Origin of the sequence: Rheinheimera sp. (assembly GCF_036782235.1) — a bacterium.
Taxonomy (GTDB): domain Bacteria; phylum Pseudomonadota; class Gammaproteobacteria; order Enterobacterales; family Alteromonadaceae; genus Pararheinheimera.
Genome location: NZ_DAIPZL010000011.1, coordinates 61442 through 79503 on the forward strand (window position 1 = coordinate 61442; position 18062 = coordinate 79503).

Here is an 18062-nt window from a genome sequence, read left to right on the forward strand (position 1 = left end):
TTTGGACTAACCTGCCCTGATCGCCACCGGATCGTTATAAGCTGTTGACGATCGAACGGATAAGCTGTGGCCCCTGATAAATAAAGCCGGTATAAACCTGCACTAACTGCGCGCCGGCATTGAGTTTTTCCTGAGCCGACTCGGCACTGTCAATACCACCTACGCCGATGATCGGCATATCAGGCCCAACAGCGGATCGAAGCTGCCGGATCACTTCAGTGCTTTTTAACCGCACCGGCGCCCCGCTTAAACCGCCACTTTCATTGGCATGCTTTAAACCGGCCACAGCACTACGCTCCAGTGTGGTGTTGGTGGCTATAGCACCATCCATTTTGCTTTGTAATAAAGCTTCAGCCACTTGTTGTACTGCAACTTCATCCATGTCAGGGGCGATTTTGACAAACACCGGCACATATTTGCCATGTTTGGCCGCTAAATCCAGTTGCTCGTTTTTCACAGCGTTCAGTAAATCCAGTAGCGCATCACCAAACTGCAAATCGCGTAAGCCTGGCGTATTGGGTGATGAAATATTTACAGTGATATAACTGGCATATGGGTAAACTTTGCGCATGCAATGTACATAATCATCTTTACCCTGCTCATTTGGCGTGTCTTTGTTTTTGCCAATATTGATACCAAGTACACCTTTGTATTGGGCTTTTTTAACGTTTTCAACCAGATAATCAACACCTTTATTATTAAAACCCATACGGTTAATAATGGCGTTTGCCTCTGGCAGGCGGAATAAACGCGGTTTATCATTGCCGGCCTGTGGTCTTGGCGTGACTGTACCAACTTCAATAAAGCCAAAACCCATTTGGGCAAAAGCATCAATACAATCGGCATTTTTATCAAGGCCGGCCGCCAGACCCACCGGATTCACAAAGGTAATACCAGCGACAGTCACGGGTTTTGGCTGGATCTGCTGGCGCCATAACATCGACAACGGCGTATGCTGTAAAGCTTTTAAGCTGTCGAGGGCAAAATGATGCGATTTTTCCGCATCAGCACAAAACATCAGATCACGTGCAATTTTGTAAAACATAACCAGGCCTTTGTATTTAAAGTAAAAAGATAACGCAGCACATTTTAAAAAAATGCCCCGGCAGTCGGGGCATTTCTGTTTGATGTCAAACTTTAGTTCACAACCACGTTATTTCACGTTGTCGCAGTGGTGGCTTAATAACATCAGTTCACGCAAGGCAACAGAGAACTTGGCGAACTCGTGGCTCTTGGTGGTTTTAAACTCGGCCAGCATCATGCTCCAGCGCGACAGCACCAGTTCATTCGACTTCAACCAGTTTTGGATCACTTCATCTGACGAACAGGCGTTGTGACAGGTACGGACGACCACCTGAGACAGCGCACGTTGTTGCCAGTCCAGCTCTTCGCGGTAAGAAGCACGGGCCAGAGCCTGCCAGTGGTTGCTGACCGGCTGTTGGGTAATTTGCTCCAGGAACCAGTGTAAGTCGAGCTTGTCACCGAGCTTAAAGTAAATTTCCGCTGCCAATAACAAATCGGTTTTTTCTGCGTCTGCCACCTGAGCAATGTCCATCACTGAGAACACAGTGCTTAATTGTGCCAGATAACGGGCCACATGAACCGGTACCTGTTGTGCGACCAGGCTATCCTGATGTTCCTGCAGTGCAGCCGCTTCTGCCGGTGCCAATAATCTTGGTAACTGCTCAGAAATTTGCACAAAAGCAGGTTTGAAAAACGCCACAGTTTGCGCGATATCCATTGCTTTGTTGCGATGACGCAGGAACCAGCGTGTTACACGGCGCATAGTACGGCGTAACTGGAACAACAAACGGGTTTGCAGATCAGCAGCAATCACGTTGTCTAAATCTTCCAGTTGATGCCAGATACTTTCCACATCAAACAGTTCACGGGCGATGGTGTAAGAAATAATGACTTCAGCCACTGTGGAGCCGGTTTCTTCCATCATCCGGTGCGCAAAGTTGGCGCCCATATCGTTCACCAGCATGTTGGCAAGCTTAGTGGCGATAATTTCAGCTTTGAGCGGATGGTTTTCCATTTGTGTCACATAACGCTCCTGTAACACTTTCGGGAATGCACCAATCAGCTCTTGTTTAAAGAAAGCATTGTCAGACACTTCTGGTGTCACCAGCTGCTCTTTTAACACCATTTTGCCGTAAGCGGTCAAAATGGCGAGCTCTGGCCGGGTTAAACCAACACCTTTCACCATCCGCTCTGCCAGCATATCGTCCGTTGGCAGGAATTCCAGCTCGCGGTTTAACTTGCCGTCTTTTTCCAGGGCATGGATAAAGCGGGTGTATTCTTTGAGCTGCTCAGCACCTAACAACGAAGACACTGAAATACTCTGGGTCTGACGGTAACAGTCGTTAATGACGATGTCCGCCACGTCATTGGTCATGTCGTACAGCAACTCGTTACGCTGTTTCAGCGTCATATCACCGCTGGCAACCATGGCGTTGAGCAGAATTTTGATGTTCACTTCGTTATCTGAACAGTCAACACCACCGACGTTGTCGATAAAGTCGGTGTTAATACGGCCACCGTTAGCAGCGTATTCAATACGGCCACGTTGGGTAGTACCTAAGTTACCGCCTTCACCAATAATTTTGGCTTTGACTTCTTTACCGTTTACACGCAGCGGTTCAGAAGCACGATCGCCCACTTCGGCATGGCTTTCGTCCGTCGCTTTGACGTAAGTACCGATACCACCGTTCCAAATCAGGTCCACTTCCATCATTAATGCTGCGCGGATCAACTCATTCGGCGTCAATGAGGTTTTGTCAGTGCCAAGCATGGCCTGCATTTGCGGGCTCAGTTTAATGGCCTTGGCGCTACGCAGGAAGACACCGCCCCCTTCAGAAATCAGCTCTTTGTTGTAATCATCCCAGGTTGAAGTCGGCAGATTAAACAGGCGCTGACGTTCGGCAAACGAAGTGGCAGCGACCGGGTTTGGATCCACAAAAATATGCATATGGTTAAAGGCAACCTGCAGGCGGATATGCTCTGATAACAGCATGCCGTTACCAAAAACGTCACCGGCCATATCACCGATACCAACCACGGTAAAATCTGTGGTCTGACAGTCAATGCCCACTTCACGGAAGTGGCGTTTCACTGATTCCCAACCACCGCGGGCAGTGATACCCATGCCTTTGTGGTCGTAACCGTTAGAGCCGCCCGATGCAAAAGCGTCACCCAACCAGTGGTTGTATTCCAGTGAAATACTATTGGCAATATCAGAGAAAGTTGCAGTGCCTTTATCGGCTGCCACCACCAGGTACGGATCGTCTTCATCCAGGCGCACCACTTGTTTTGGCGGCACAATCTGCCCTTGCAGAATATTGTCGGTCACATCCAGTAAACCGCGGATAAAGGTGCGGTAACAGGCTTTACCTTCGTTTAACCAGGCTTCACGGCCACCGGTTTCCGGCAGTTTTTTACAAACAAAACCACCTTTGGCGCCTACAGGCACAATCACAGTGTTTTTCACTTGTTGTGCTTTCACCAGGCCCAGGACTTCAGTGCGGAAGTCTTCACGACGGTCAGACCAGCGTAAACCACCCCGTGCAACCTTACCAAAACGTAAGTGCACACCTTCCACCTTCGGTGAATACACAAAAATTTCGAAAAATGGCAGTGGCAATGGCATATCCGGGATCATGGCCGGACGTACTTTAAAGGAAATATAAGGTTTCTCTGTGCCGTCAGCTGCTTTCTGGAAGTAGTTTGTGCGCACAATGGCCTGAATAATCGCCAGGAAACGACGGATAATACGGTCGTCGTCCAGGTTTGCCACGTTCTCCAGCTGTGCCAGAATTTCAGTGTGCAGTTTGTCTGCATCGGCCTGATTGTTGTTGTCGAGCGCAAACTTGGTATTAAAGAGTTTCACCAACAGATTGGCGATAACCGGATAACGACCAAAAGTCGATTCGACATAAGCCTGGCTAAAAGTACCGCCGATTTGACGTTTGTATTTGGCAAAGGCACGCAACAACGACGCTTCACGGCCAGTTAAACCCGCACCCAGAATTAAACGGTTAAAACCGTCATCTTCTAAATCACCTTTCCAGACCTTGGCAAAAGATTCCTGGAACAGCTGCTGGGCAGCTTCAAAGTCCAGTGGCACCTTGCCGTTTAATTCCATACTGAAGTTTAAGATCCAGCTGACTGAACCTTCAGGGCAACGCACGGCGTAAGGGGTTTCACCAATCACGCGCAGACCAAAGTTTTCCAGCATCGGTAACACGTCAGATAAATGAATTGGATGGTCTTTATGGAACAGGTTCAACCGTACAGCTTTAGATTCAGCGCTTTCTTCCTGGGGCCGGTAGAACAACATTTCCAGCGTATTGTCTTCGCTTAAAGCTTCCAGTTTGGCGATATCCACCAAAGCATCGTTTGGCAACATTTCTTCTTTATAGGCACGTGGGAAAGCGTTGACATATTTGCGGCTGAGCTCACGGCCAGTCAGTTCACCAAAACGGCCAATCAGGGCTGTTTCCAGTTTATCTTCCCAGGTACGGGCCGCTTCAATCAGATTGTTTTCGATATCTTTCACATTGAACTCGATATTACTGTCGTTGATCCGGACAAAATAATGGGTCCGGGCCAGCACGGATTCAGAGAAATAGGTGGTAAATTCCACCGGTTCGGTACTGCCTAAAAATTGCTGCAGAATTTGCTGGGTTTCTTTACGCAGTTGTGTGTTGTAACGCTCGCGCGGTACATACACCATGGCTGACACAAAACGGCCAAAAGCGTCTTTGCGCATAAAAAGCCGGGTCATGTCGCGTTCCTGCATTTGCAGTACGCCAGTTGCAATTTCCAGCAGCTCATCACTGTCGGCCTGAATCAGCTCATCGCGCGGGTAAGTTTCCAGAATATTCAGCAGCGCTTTATAAGCGTGGGTACCAACGGCAAAACCAGAACGGGCCATCACATTGGCCAGTTTGTTTTTTAACAGTGGAATGTCAGCTGCGCTGTTGTTGTATAACGAAGAGGAATACAAGCCGATAAAGCGGTCTTCACCCACCACATTGCCGCTGGCATCAAAACGTTTAATACCGATGTAATCGATATAAGCCGGTCTATGCACCCGGGATTTATTGTTTGTTTTGGTCAGGATCAAGAGATCCGTGCTGAGCGCCTGTTTGCGCGCCACATCCGGTAAATCCGATAACATTAAGTCGCGCGACACTGAACGACGCATTAAACCAAGGGCGGTATCGGCCTGTCCGGCAATACGATAATCACCCTGCACCGGCACAATGCTGTATTGGCGATAACCCAACAAAGTGAAGTTGTCTTTGGCCAGCCAGTTTAAAAATTCGGTGGCTTCGGCCAACTGTTCTTTACTGGCTTTACCACAATGATTTGGCAGCTCGCGGATCACCTGCTCCAGCTTGGCCCGGGTTGGCTGCCAATCGCTGACAGCCAGCGACACGTCCTGCATCACTGAGTCAAGCTCAGCAACCAGATTGTCGATCGCAACCTTGTCGGTCATCCGGTCGATTTCAATATGAAACACCGTTTGTTGGGTACTTGGGTTGGCTTTGGTGCCCAGCTTGTTAAATTCGGTGATATTGCCTTTGTCATCACGGAAAGTTTGCAGCGGATAATGCAGCAATAAATGCGCGGTGATGTTGTGGCGATTTAACGCAATACGCACCGAATCAACCAAAAACGGCATGTCTTTGACCACAATCTCAACAATAGTGTGTTTGGATTCCCAGCCATGACGGGCAATTTCCGGATTAAAAACCCGGATTTTGGCGGCATCTTCAGTGTGGGTGTTAAAAGTTTGCCACAGGCTTAAAGCCGCACCATATAAGTCGCTGTCATTGCGACCAAACATATCTTCGTTGGCAACGTTGCCATAAAGCGTGAAGGCGAATTTCTCGACCAGTTCGACCTGATCTTTAACTTTCTGGCGGATGAGTTTACTTACATTTTGTAGAAGTACAGATGGTTGACCGTCTATCAGTGCCATTTTTGTATCCTTGTTTTAATCTCTGCAGAGGGGAAGCAGGATTGTGCATTACATACAGAGCGTGTCAGGTGCGAAGTTTATTGCCTATTACCGCGCTTTTCGAGCTTTATTTCCACCTTTCAAACTGGTTGTACCAGAGCAAAAAAGCTGATTTGACAAGATATTCAGCCTTCCTAAATAAGAAAATGGCCCGCAGGCCATTTTTATTAGTTTTTATGCATAAAGATGCTGTAGAGGTACAACAGACGGCAACACATCAAGCCATCTGTGTTTTAACCTATTCAGCGATTTTTTGGCCAGAAGAAGGCTGCAAGCGCCGGCAATACAAAAACAGCACCAAGCATATTGACGATAAACATAAAGGTTAACAGTATGCCCATGTCTACCTGAAACTTCAGCGCCGAGAACACCCAGGTACTAACACCAATGGCCAGAGTCACTGCTGTAAAGAGTACGGCACTGCCGGTGGACTTTAACGCTTCATAATAAGCCTGACGTAGTGGCACCCCCTGACGCAGGGGCTGGGTCATATTGGTCAGGATATAAATACCGTAATCCACACCAATACCTACACCCAGTGCTATCACAGGTAAAGTTGACACTGTCAGACCAATATCCAGTAATGTCATTAAAGCTGTAGCCAATACTGTTACTACGTAAAGTGGCAGTATCACGGCGCACGTGGCGCGCCCTGAGCGGAAACTTAATAAACAAAGCAAAACAACAGCACCATAGACGTACAATGTCATTGGATCCTGCGCTGCCGCTACCGCTTCGTTCGTTGCCGCCATGACTCCAACAGGGCCTGACGCCAGCATAAACCTGGTGGTATCAGTGCCAAGTTCGGCGCCAATACGTTTGGCCTCTGCCACAACTTTTTCAATGGTTTCAGCTTTGTGATCATTGAGGAAAATAATTACCGGCATCACAGAACAATCCGGGTTTAGCAAACCTGTGCTTGTTTCAACCCGAGATGATGACTGCACCAGAGATTCAGTGGTGCGGGGTAAGATCCGCCATTTGACGTTGCCTTCGTTAAAAGCCGCGTTGATGGTTTTTGATACTGAGGGCAAGGACACTGCACTTTGTACACCAGGCACGTTTTCCATCTGCCACTGAAACTGATCAATCTTTTCCATAATAGGATGGAAAGTACAACCATTGGCATCGGTTTCTACCATCACATTGATGTAGTCCACCGAAATGGCATAACGGTCTGTGATCAGGAAAGTGTCCTGGTTATAGCGCGAGTCCTCATGCAAGGACGAAGCCCCCGGGTGTAGATCCCCTATTTTCAGCTCTTTACTCTGGATATAACCCAAAGTAAACAAGGTCGCAGTGACTAGTAGAATAACAGCAGCAACTTTAGGCTCAGCACAGGCCGACAGCTTGTGCCAAAACTTGTCCGCGACAGGTGTGGGTTCTGACACTGCTTTGACATAACTTGGTTTAAAACGCACATAAGACATCAGCACCGGCAGCAGGATAAGGTTGGTTAGAATAATCACGCCAACGCCTAAACTGGCGGTAATAGCCAGTTCGCGGATCACGCCGATTTCGATGATCAGTAAGGTAATAAAACCCACAGTGTCAGAGAGCAGTGCTACACCACCTGGTACTAACAAGCGGCGGAAACTGGCCTGAGCTGCTGTTTTGGCATCCAAACCTGCAGCAACGTTCTTGCCGGTAGCGTTAATCATCTGCACGCCGTGGCTGACACCAATAGCGAAGACTAAAAACGGTACCAGAATAGACATAGGGTCGATACCAAAACCCATCACTGTTAATAATCCCATTTGCCAAATCACGGCAATCAGGGAACAGGCAATAGGTAAAATGGTTAAAGTGATGGATTTGGAGAATAAAAACACCATCACAGCGGTGATCAGAATTGCCACCGCAAAAAATGCCAATACACCTTTGGCGCCATTGGCAACATCACCAACCATTTTGGCAAAACCAATAATGTGCACCGTAATTTTGTCGTTCTCAAACTGACCCCGCACATCTTTTTCCAGCTGATTGGCAAAAGCGATGGTATCGAGTTTTTCATTGGTGTCGGGGTTAATTTCCTGCAGTTGTGCTGTGACCATAGCGCAGCTGTAATCATCCGCCACCATACGGCCGACAATGCCGGCCTTTTCAATGTTTTGCTTAACAATAGCCAGACCATTGTTATCGTTAACAAAATCGGCTGGGATCACTGGACCACCGGCAAAACCATCTTCGACCACTTCAACAAAACGGGTACTTGGGCTAAACACGGATTTCACCAACACCCGGTCCACACCAGGCATGTAATACACCTGATCATGAATTTTGCGGAATGAATCAAAAAAATCCGGATTAAAAATATTGCCTGAAGCATCACAGACCGAAATAAGAATATTATTAGCACCACCAAAGTCTTTGGCATGCTTCAGATAAGTCTGCATATATTCATGTTTTAACGGAATATTTTTGGTAAAGGCTGCATCCAGTTTGATTTGACTGGCCTTAAACAACAAAAACAAGGTCACCAGTACAAAAGCGACCAGCACCAGACCGCGATGCCGGAACAGCGCATATTCGCATTTATTAATAAAACGGTTCGCACTCATGGTTATTCAGTTTCTTTTGTAGGAATTGTTTTGATACCAACTTCGGTTGCCACAACCAGGTTAGCGCCAATTTTCACAGCATTCAGAATAGCTTTGCCGTCAGTTTCGTTTATTGCACTAAAGCTTTGGCCATCATCGTCACTGACCAATAAAGTACCGGCATTGCCTAATAAATACACTTTACCATCGCTGGTACTGAGGACACTGTTCAATGTTGCCGGAGACGGGATTTGAATTTGTTGCCAGCTTTGGCCCTGATCGGTGCTACGAAACACATGACCACGTAAACCAACGGTAATTAAGCTCAGCTGTGCTGTTCTGGTGATGCCAAATAAAGAGCCATTATAAAATTCAGGCTGACGCTGCCAGGTGGCACCAAAATCGAGACTCTTGGCAAAAAAACCAGCTTCGCCGACCAGATATAAGGTGCTACCGTCGGCATATAAGCGGTTAAAATGCGGTAACACCGATTCGGCTTCTATCGCATAGGACTCAGGATCGGTTTCTTTGAGCTCAGCCAGCAGTGCCTGATCATCTTCACTGGCAAGTTCAGGGTGAAACTCGCTTTGCCAGCTTTTGCCACCATCCTTGCTGCGGTAAAACATACCGTAGGCACCTACAGCTATGCCCTCATTGGCATCTTTAAAAAACACATCAAATAAAGGTTTGTCGAGTTCAGGTAAAAATTGCTGGATCACCCAGCTTTGACCACCATCAGCAGAATGTAGAATGCTGGCATCATGCCCCACGGCCCAGCCGTGCATCTCGTCGGCGAAATAAACCGAATTCAGATTTGATTGCAATGGCACCGGCATTTGTTGCCACTTCATGCCGTCCTGACTTAACAAAATATGGCCTCTTTCACCGGCACTGACATAAAACTTGCCGGCAACAGGCACTATGTCTGTCAGAACTGAACGAACAGCGCCTGGTAATAAATAAGCTGCCTGCGGCTGCACCTGTGCTGCCGCCATTGCAGATGTCAGCCAGCAACATACACTCAGACCAGAAAGTAGTTTTGAAATCATTAGAGCTATTACTCGAGGGTTAAACAGAAACAAAAACGGTTGGCAACAAGCCAACCGTTTTTGCAGGACTTTCAGATCAACGGGTACCCTCACGGCGCAGCGCTGCTGGCGTGAAGTCGTTATCTGATAATTTCACTGAGAAATCATACATCTTGTCTTCGTTGTCCAAACCGATCGCAATATAACGACGTGAGTTCAGATCATGATAGACCTCAAGTGTACTCCAGTGAGTTGGCACTTCATAATAGTTCAGGCCATGCGCTGTTGCGACACGGTATAACTCTCCACGCGCGTCATACAGGTCTGCCACATGAATTTGCCAGCTATCCTCGTCGATATAAAACACACGTTTGCCATATACGTGGCGCATGCCGTCTTTTAACTTGGCTTCAACCACCCAAACACGGTGTTTTTCCCAGCGCACATAGTCAGGATTTAAATGTCCAGCTGTTAACAGACTGGCGTATTTAGTGTCTTTACTATGCAGTTTGTAGCTGTTGTACGGGATTAACATTTCCTGTTTGCCTTTCAGCTCCCAAGTATAACGGTCAGGGGAACCGTTAAACATGTCAAAATCATCTGTGGTACGCAGACCATCTGAGGCTGTACCTGGCGCGTCATATGCCACGTTTGGTGCACGGCGTACACGGCGCTGACCTGTATTGTAAGTCCAAGCCTGACGAGGCGTTTTCACCTGATCCATGGTTTCGTGAACTAACAGTGCAGTACCGGCCAGACGTGCCGGAGTGGTCACGCTCTGTTTAAAGCGGAACAGAATGTTTTCAGCTTGCAAAGCCTCAGCCGTTGCTTTTTGATCAGAATATTTGAACATAATTTGTTCATCAAAACCGATCATCGTATAAGCGCCTGTTGCTGTTGGTGCAGCCTGACCACCGTTACGGGTTGCAGCCACACCACGGAACCGTACTATGTGGTTCCAGATTGCTTCCAGACCATTGGCAGGAATTGGAAACGGGATACCGATAGCAGCATTGATAATACCGTTACCACCTTGCACCAGTTCAGCCTTGCCGGCAATTGCCTTAGTCGCATCATACACATACTGTGGGTATGACGCTGAACGATGTGTTGGATACACGTTCATCTTAAAGGTTTCAGGATACAGGTTAAACAGCGCCAGCTGACCCGGTGACAATAACGGTTTGTACTGTTCCAGATTGGCTTTGGTCACTGTGTACACCACTTGATCAGCGGCAAACGGATCCGGGTGATGATCACCTGGTTTATAACCAGCTGGTGCCGACTGAATACCACCGGTCCAAGCCGGGATACTGCCGTCTTTATTACCGGCTTTTTCAGCGCCAAGCGGCGTTAAATCAGCACCTAAACGTGCAACCTGGTCTGGTGCAACTTTAGCCATTGCGCCACAACTTAAAACCAGCGCAATCGCGGACGATAGCAGGGTGAGTTTTTTCATAAGACTGTCTCGTCCCTTATAATGAATATTTAATGTTAAAAGACACAAAATCACGGTCTTCAGTATTGTTGGTGGTGCCTACACCGTCAAAGAAGGCGTTGTAGGAAATTTCTGCTGACCATTGGTTCAGATAATCGAAGCTGACTGCATAGCTCAGCGATTTTTTATCTTCAGAGAACATAAACAGCGGATCAGGTGTAATACCGTTCACGTCATGTGAAAAGGTCAGACGTTGAGACAGGTTCACACCGGCCAATACGTTGTTGTAATCAGCTTTGGCAACCACACGGTAACCCCAGGCTGACGCTGTCGGGAAGGGGTTGGTTTCTGCACCATTGGATAAACCAGTGTGTAAACCGGTTTTAATCACTAACGGACCACCTACACCATTAGTTCCCATCAGCGGATAGCCGCTACGGTCAGTGTTTGGACCGTTTAACCGCAGTATGTCCTGATGTGGCATATCTTTGATTTTAATGCCGCCAATTTCAGCCAGTAAGGTGAAGTTATCGGTATTCAGTACAGGGCCAAACAAATGGGTGATGGTCACCTGAGCCTGAGTGGTGTCAGCCAGGATGTAACCCTGGGCAAATTCACCAGGCTGCACTTTTTTACCGTCATAACGACCAATTTGTGAAATACCGGCGAAACCGAGGAAATTCACCAGCGCCGGGTTTGTTGCCGCACCATTGGCCAACTGTTCCGGCATACCGGCATACAGAATTTCTACGTCGTCAATCTGCAGAGGTTCATCCTGCCGGTAAGCTAATTCACCGGCGATAGAAGTGCCTTCCAGCGTGGTGTTAAAGCTAAAACCGTACAGCTTGATATCTTCCGGATATTCAATCAGACCTTTTGACATGCCTTTAAGGTTGGACACGTTTTCTTTGGTCATATTGCCAGCGTTGGCAACCAGATAACCGATATCAGCCTGCACTGCGGCCAGTCTAAAGTCAGAAGCGATACCTGAAATCACTGGTGTGCGGCTGTGGTAGTTCATGTAATACAGCGCAAATTCAGTGTCATTCAGTTCAGGCGCAAAATACTCTAACTTGGCACCATACTGACCACCGTCTTCCGGCTTAATTTCACCAGCATCACCATAAGGACGCAGCGTGACTTTGGTTGGATAGGCCAGGTAAGAGGCTGATAAAGCGCTAATAGTGGCCTGAGCCTGAGCTTTTTGTGCTGCTGTAGCTTGTGGATTGGCAAGCACTGCGCTGGCCGCTTTGATATTGGTACCTATGCTGTTTAAACCTGCCAACAAGGTGGATAAATCAAGATCCGGATTACCGGCGAAACCTAGCTGGATGTTTTGGTTATAACCGCCTTTACCGGCAAAATCGTTGGTTGAGAAATAAGTGCCCGGCACCGGCAGGTAGCTGTTTTGCCAGTCGTACTGATAAAACACTTCAGCCGACAGCCGTTCAGTTAAACCTAAAGATGCTGAAATCATCCCAACCGGGATATAAGCTTCTTTTAAATCAGCACCAGGTAGACGGGCGATACCCACATCAATAGGCGTAATGTTAATACCATGCTGGATTAACGTACTTTCACCCCAGCTTAATACCTGATTACCGACACGGATAGATAACGGATTGGCACCATCATTCAATGCAAAATTGGCAAATACATAAGCGTCTAACAAACGCACATCACGACAGGCTAAGTCACGGCCTTCATCGTCAGCACATGGGTCAACTCTGTTGCCTGATACCGGATTGGTGTAAGCACCGTCGTTGTCCATCAGGGCGGCGTCATAAAAATACATAAAGCGGGTGAAAAGACCAAAGTCACCTTTGGTCACTGATAATTCGTGAGTGCCTTTAAACAGCTCAGAGAACATGTCACCTTTGTCGTAGTTCAGGTTGCCGGCATCACCATTTGATGAATAACTGCCTCTTTGTTGCCAAACTTGTGATGAGGTGTAGATAGTGTTACTTGCGGCATTGTAACCAGTCCAGTTCAGCTCCGGATTGTTGGCTTTACTGATAGTGTCCCAGTTTCTGTCTTCAGCGCGCCAGCTGGCACCATAAGAAAAGCTTGAGTCAAATACAACTTCAATATCGTCGCCTAATGTATAACTGGCGGCTTGAATGGATGTTGCAGACAAGGCTAACAGCGCAGACGCGACACCTATTGCTAAAGGATTTTTAGCAAAGGCAAATGGCCTTTTGTTCATCTTGTGATCTCCCCCCCTGTCCCTGCAGGTCTATTTTGTTTTTGTAATGAATGAGCCGGTTCAACTGCTCTGATCTCTGCTCACTTGGGTAAAATAATTACATCATTTTATAAAGGGCGCAAGGCTTGCGATGTCGTAAATCTGTTGATTTGTCTTTAGTTTTTTCTGTGAACCCTCTGATTTATGCAGTATTGACCCGACCTTAGTTTAACTGAGTTTACAAAAAATGTACGAAACAGGGTTAAGTTGATGAAAACAAAAGGCAATTAGTAAAATATTCGAGCTGCTGTTTTAATCTATCGTTTAAAGTACATACTCTAATTTATTTTTTTAAGCCCAATAAACTTGCCTGTTGCTGTGGTCGTCAGTTCAAAATAACCATTTAAACCAAAATGACTGATATAAGGCCGGAAATGATGGGCAGGCAGCTGCACTTTTTCGCCACTGTCTGCCCACACTAACACTTGAGTAATAGCGCCCTGATAATAGGCCAGGCACTGCTCCGCCGTCAGCACGGCATGGAATCTGTAGGTTCTGTTCATTACTGCAGGCTTCGGCTGACCTTTTCATACAAATCATTACTAAGGCCGGGCATGCTGAGCAGTTGTTGCAGTTGTGCCTGCATCAGCTGCTGCCTGGTTTTGTCAAAACGTTTCCACGACAACAAAGGTGTCACCAGCCTTGCGGTAAGCTGCGGATTCACCGCATCAAGTTTTTGCAGGATGTCTAACAGCAACTGGTAACCTTTGCCGTCTGTACGATGGAACTGCTGCGGATTTTGCATCGCAAAAGCACCATAAACGGCCCTGACCCGGTTTGGATTGGTCCAGCTAAATTGGGGGCAAGCCGACAACTGCACCAGGCTGTCAAAAACGGCCGGTGACGGGTTCATTGCCTGCATACTGGCCCATTTATCAAATACCTGTGGGTTTTGCGCAAAACGCTGGCCAAGATCGGCAAGCAGAGCCGCTGCAGCACCACTCTCGGCAAAAATTGCGGCTTTAATGGCAGCAAGCCTGTCCGTCATATTGTCGGCCTGCTGATAATGTGACCTTAACAACTCATCCTGTCCGGTCAGTGCCAGGTAAGACAAACACAGAGCCTGCAGCTGTCTGCTTCCGGCTTGCTGTTGTGAATATTGATAAGGGTTGCGCGGTAATTTGTGGTAACAGGCCAACAAGTCAGGTTGTAATGCCTTTGCAATCTGGCGGCGGAAATCCTGTAAGCTTGTTAAAATTGCATCCACCGGAATTTCATCATATTGCTCGGCCAGAGTGTCGTAACCGGGCAGTGTTAATAATTCTGCAGTAAAGGCCAGATCCGTAAGCGGCTGTTGCAACAGTTGTTGCATACTGGCAATCAGTGCAGCGGGAATTTTTACTCCAGCACTGAGCCCATTATTCTGATCATATTGTTCAACGGCAGCGTGCACCAGGGCAGACCACAATTGCTGCATCGCATCCCAGCGGGCAACACCATCTTTCGCTTTAGCGGCAATCAACAGCAGCTGCTCTGTCTGATATTGCAACTGTAATTTAACCGGCGCAGAAAAGTCGGCCAATAACACCGGAACCACATCTGCAGGCACCTTGTTAAAACGCCACTCAGCGCTTTTGTCATTGAGTACCAGTAGTTCCTGATGATGATAATCTGTGCCGGCACTCACAAGTTCAAAGCGCACCGGTAACACCAGAGGTAGCTTAGCACTGCCATCGGCGGTTGCCGGTGTGTGCTGCTGCAGGCTTAATAACAAGCTTTGTTCAGTGCTGTTGTAACTGTAGGTCGCGCTCAGTACTGGCGTGCCTGCTTGCTGATACCAGCGTTTAAACTGCTGCAGGTCCACTCCGCTGGCGTCCTGCATTGCCTGCACAAAGTCATCGCAGGTAACGGCCTGACCATCATGGCGGGAAAAATATAAATCCATCCCTTTGCGAAAGCCTGCCGCACCCAGCAAAGTGTGTTGCATCCGGATCACTTCTGCACCTTTGTCGTACACTGTGACTGTATAAAAATTATTCATCTCCAGCACTTGTTCCGGCCGGATCGGGTGCGCCATTGGTCCGGCGTCTTCGGCAAACTGGGCTGTGCGGATGGTTTTAATTGCATCAATGCGGCATAAAGTGGGTGATCCCATATCGGAGCTGAACTGCTGATCACGAAACACCGTCAGGCCTTCTTTTAAACTAAGCTGGAACCAGTCCCGGCAAGTCACTCTGTTGCCGGTCCAGTTATGGAAATATTCGTGGCCAATAATACTTTCAATATGGAAGTAGTCGGTATCAGTAGCCGACTCTGCATCAGCCAGCACGTATTTGCTGTTAAAAATATTCAGGCCTTTATTTTCCATCGCGCCCATATTAAAAAAGTCGACAGCCACCACCATATACACATCAAGGTCGTATTCCAGCCCATAGGTGGTTTCATCCCAGCGCATGGCTTTTTTCAGCGACGCCATGGCAAATTCGGCGCGGCTTTTATTGCCTTTATCCACATAAAACGCCAGTTTGACCTGACGGCCGCTGCAGGTTTGGTAACTGCCTTCCAGTACATCAAAATCCCCTGCCACCAGCGCAAATAAATAACAAGGCTTCGGGAAAGGGTCAAACCAGCTGACACGGCGTCTGCCATCGGCGAGTAACTCAGAGGCCGTTTGATTGCCGTTGGACAACAGGTGCGGAAACTTGCTGCTGTCGGCAATGATATGTGTGGTAAACACGGCGAGCATATCAGGACGGTCCGGATAATAAGTAATACGCCGGAATCCTTCGGCTTCACATTGGGTGCAATAAGCGCCATTGGACAGGTATAAACCCTCCAGTGCTGTGTTCGATGCCGGGTTAAGCAGTGTCACTATTTTCAGTTCAAAAACGTCAGGCAAGGTACTGAGAATAAGCTGCTCATCGTTAAGCTGATAATCGGTAAGCGCATTGCCATTAAGCCAAATCCCTTCCAGCTGCAGATACTGACCATCCAGCACAAGTGGCGAATTACCGCCAAGCCGGCGCCACTGGCTAATGGCAGTGACTCTGGTTTGCTCAGGTGCTAAATCAAACTCCAGCTCAATGTGATCGATGGCATAAGATGGGGCCTGATAATCAGCTAATTTTTTTGCCTGGCGGGTTTGGCTCATAACAACTCCGTTGTGCCTCTGTCTGGTTGTGGCAAGTGTACTGAAATCACAGAGCCGTGCAAACTACACTGCGGGCAAAGCCAGGTCAGATGGCATAAAAAAACCTGAGCAAGCTCAGGTTTTTAGCTGAAACGTGATGTTGATACCATCAGGCTGCCGTTACTGGCAAAACAACCGACAAAATAGCATCAGCCTTTGACGGCCACAGGGTTTGGCACTGATATCGGAGGTGTCAGTTTCAGGATCTTCACACCACAATATGCATAAATAATTGCCAGCACCGGATTGATCAGGTTAAAAAAGGCATAAAAGATATACTCAAGCGGACTGACGTTCAGCACGCCGTGCATATAAGCACCACAGGTATTCCAGGGCACCAGCGGGCTGGTAATAGTACCGCCATCTTCCAGGGTACGCGACAGGTTCACTGGCGCCAGTCCCCTTCTGGCATATTCTTCTTTGTACATTCGGCCCGGCATGACAATAGCCATATACTGATCAGCCGTCAGGATATTGGTGGCAATACAGGTGGCAATAGTACTGGTAATTAAAGAGCCTGTGCTATGTGCTTTGGCCAGAATTGCCTCAACAAAACGGCGCAATAATCCAGTGTGCTCAAGCACTGAACCAAATACCATGGCCGACATAATCAGCCAAACAGTGTTCATCATTTTTGCCATACCACCGCCGGACAATAACTTGTCCAGTTCGGCATTACCGCTTTCAATCACAAAACCACTGTGTAATGTACTCCAGATCACTTTGAGCAAACCAAGCGCTGCCGGCAAAGCGTCATCCGCCATTTTATTAACCAGTTCAGGCTGGAACAGCAATGCCCAGACACCACCCAGTAATGCTCCGATAAATACCGTTGGGAACGCTGGTACTTTTTTAATCGCCATGATCATCAGCACCAGCATAGGTACCAGGTTCAGCAGGCCGATATTAAACTGCACCTGCAAATCAGCACTGAGTTTGACTATTTTTTCGGCATCAGCTACTGCAGCGCTGTTTAAACCCAATACAGAAAAAATAATAATAGCGATGACGAGACTGGGAATCGTGGTCCAGGTCATATGGCGGATATGATCAAACAGTTCAGCCCCCGCTACGGCGGGCGCCAGATTGGTGGTGTCAGACAAAGGAGATATTTTATCACCAAAATAAGCGCCGCTGATAATAGCACCAGCGGTGATGACTTCAGACAAACCAAGCCCCACCGACACACCAATCAACGCCACACCTATGGTCGCGGCCGTAGTCCATGAACTGCCGATCGACATAGACACAATGGCGCATAAAATACAGGTAGCAGCATAAAACCATGCTGGATCCAGCACTTGCAGCCCATAATAAATTAACGCCGGTACAGTGCCTGCTAATAACCAGGTGCCAATCAGAGCGCCCACTGCGAACAAAATCAGCACTGCGCCAAGCGACAATGAAATGCCATGGATCATGGCTTTTTCCATCTCGGCCCAGCTATAACCATTTTTTAAACCGATAATAACGGCAATAGCGGCTCCGACAAAAAGCGCAATTTGGTTAGGGCCATAAGAGGAGTCACTGCCGTACAGGTATACCGACAGACTTAACAGGATAATTAATACCACCAGCGGAATTAACGCATCCAACAGACTGGGTCTTTTGATTTGATTTGTCATTATTGCTACTCAGTTGCCCTTATGAGCT

The 18062-nt window shown here is 47.7% G+C and carries 9 protein-coding genes; all 9 read right to left on the reverse strand.

All coding sequences use genetic code 11. The annotated features are described in order from the left end of the window. Positions 1-34: 34 nt before the first annotated feature. Positions 35-1045 carry a quinone-dependent dihydroorotate dehydrogenase gene (pyrD, locus tag V7P87_RS12620; protein ID WP_333797740.1) on the reverse strand — a complete coding sequence of 337 codons (1011 nt, stop codon included), beginning with the start codon at positions 1043-1045 and terminating at the stop codon, positions 35-37. 108 nt (positions 1046-1153) lie between these two features. Further along, on the reverse strand, positions 1154-5989 hold the full coding sequence (locus V7P87_RS12625) for an NAD-glutamate dehydrogenase (protein WP_333797741.1): 4836 nt from the start codon (positions 5987-5989) through the stop codon (positions 1154-1156). Positions 5990-6270: 281 nt separating this feature from the next. Next, the gene (locus V7P87_RS12630; protein WP_333797742.1) at positions 6271-8589 is read right to left on the reverse strand and encodes an efflux RND transporter permease subunit; all 2319 of its coding nucleotides are present in this window, start codon (positions 8587-8589) and stop codon (positions 6271-6273) included. Positions 8590-8591: 2 nt separating this feature from the next. Next, complete coding sequence (locus V7P87_RS12635) at positions 8592-9563, reverse strand: WD40/YVTN/BNR-like repeat-containing protein (RefSeq protein ID WP_333797743.1); 972 nt, start codon at positions 9561-9563, stop codon at positions 8592-8594. Positions 9564-9693: 130 nt separating this feature from the next. After that, entirely contained in the window at positions 9694-11055 is a 1362-nt protein-coding gene (locus tag V7P87_RS12640; RefSeq protein WP_333797744.1) for a DUF1329 domain-containing protein, read from the reverse strand. Positions 11056-11071: 16 nt separating this feature from the next. Beyond that, a complete protein-coding gene (locus tag V7P87_RS12645) occupies positions 11072-13240 on the reverse strand; it encodes a DUF1302 domain-containing protein (RefSeq protein ID WP_333797745.1) in 2169 nt (722 codons plus the stop codon). 317 nt (positions 13241-13557) lie between these two features. Beyond that, a complete protein-coding gene (locus tag V7P87_RS12650) occupies positions 13558-13782 on the reverse strand; it encodes a DUF2835 domain-containing protein (protein ID WP_333797746.1) in 225 nt (74 codons plus the stop codon). Continuing rightward, the gene (gene pepN / locus V7P87_RS12655) at positions 13782-16370 is read right to left on the reverse strand and encodes an aminopeptidase N (protein ID WP_333797747.1); all 2589 of its coding nucleotides are present in this window, start codon (positions 16368-16370) and stop codon (positions 13782-13784) included. Before pepN ends, V7P87_RS12650 begins: the two co-directional genes overlap by 1 nt. Before the next feature lie 188 nt (positions 16371-16558). Then, a complete protein-coding gene (gene nhaC, locus V7P87_RS12660; protein WP_333797748.1) occupies positions 16559-18034 on the reverse strand; it encodes a Na+/H+ antiporter NhaC in 1476 nt (491 codons plus the stop codon). Between the last annotated feature and the right edge of the window lie 28 nt (positions 18035-18062).

What these genes read in the sequence shown, in the direction of transcription:
- pyrD (WP_333797740.1), bottom strand. Translation starts at nt 1,045, where the DNA reads ATGTTTTACAAAATTGCACGTGATCTGATGTTTTGTGCTGATGCGGAA.
- V7P87_RS12625 (WP_333797741.1), bottom strand. Translation starts at nt 5,989, where the DNA reads ATGGCACTGATAGACGGTCAACCATCTGTACTTCTACAAAATGTAAGT.
- V7P87_RS12630 (WP_333797742.1), bottom strand. Translation starts at nt 8,589, where the DNA reads ATGAGTGCGAACCGTTTTATTAATAAATGCGAATATGCGCTGTTCCGG.
- V7P87_RS12635 (WP_333797743.1), bottom strand. Translation starts at nt 9,563, where the DNA reads ATGGCGGCAGCACAGGTGCAGCCGCAGGCAGCTTATTTATTACCAGGC.
- V7P87_RS12640 (WP_333797744.1), bottom strand. Translation starts at nt 11,055, where the DNA reads ATGAAAAAACTCACCCTGCTATCGTCCGCGATTGCGCTGGTTTTAAGT.
- V7P87_RS12645 (WP_333797745.1), bottom strand. Translation starts at nt 13,240, where the DNA reads ATGAACAAAAGGCCATTTGCCTTTGCTAAAAATCCTTTAGCAATAGGT.
- V7P87_RS12650 (WP_333797746.1), bottom strand. Translation starts at nt 13,782, where the DNA reads ATGAACAGAACCTACAGATTCCATGCCGTGCTGACGGCGGAGCAGTGC.
- pepN (WP_333797747.1), bottom strand. Translation starts at nt 16,370, where the DNA reads ATGAGCCAAACCCGCCAGGCAAAAAAATTAGCTGATTATCAGGCCCCA.
- nhaC (WP_333797748.1), bottom strand. Translation starts at nt 18,034, where the DNA reads ATGACAAATCAAATCAAAAGACCCAGTCTGTTGGATGCGTTAATTCCG.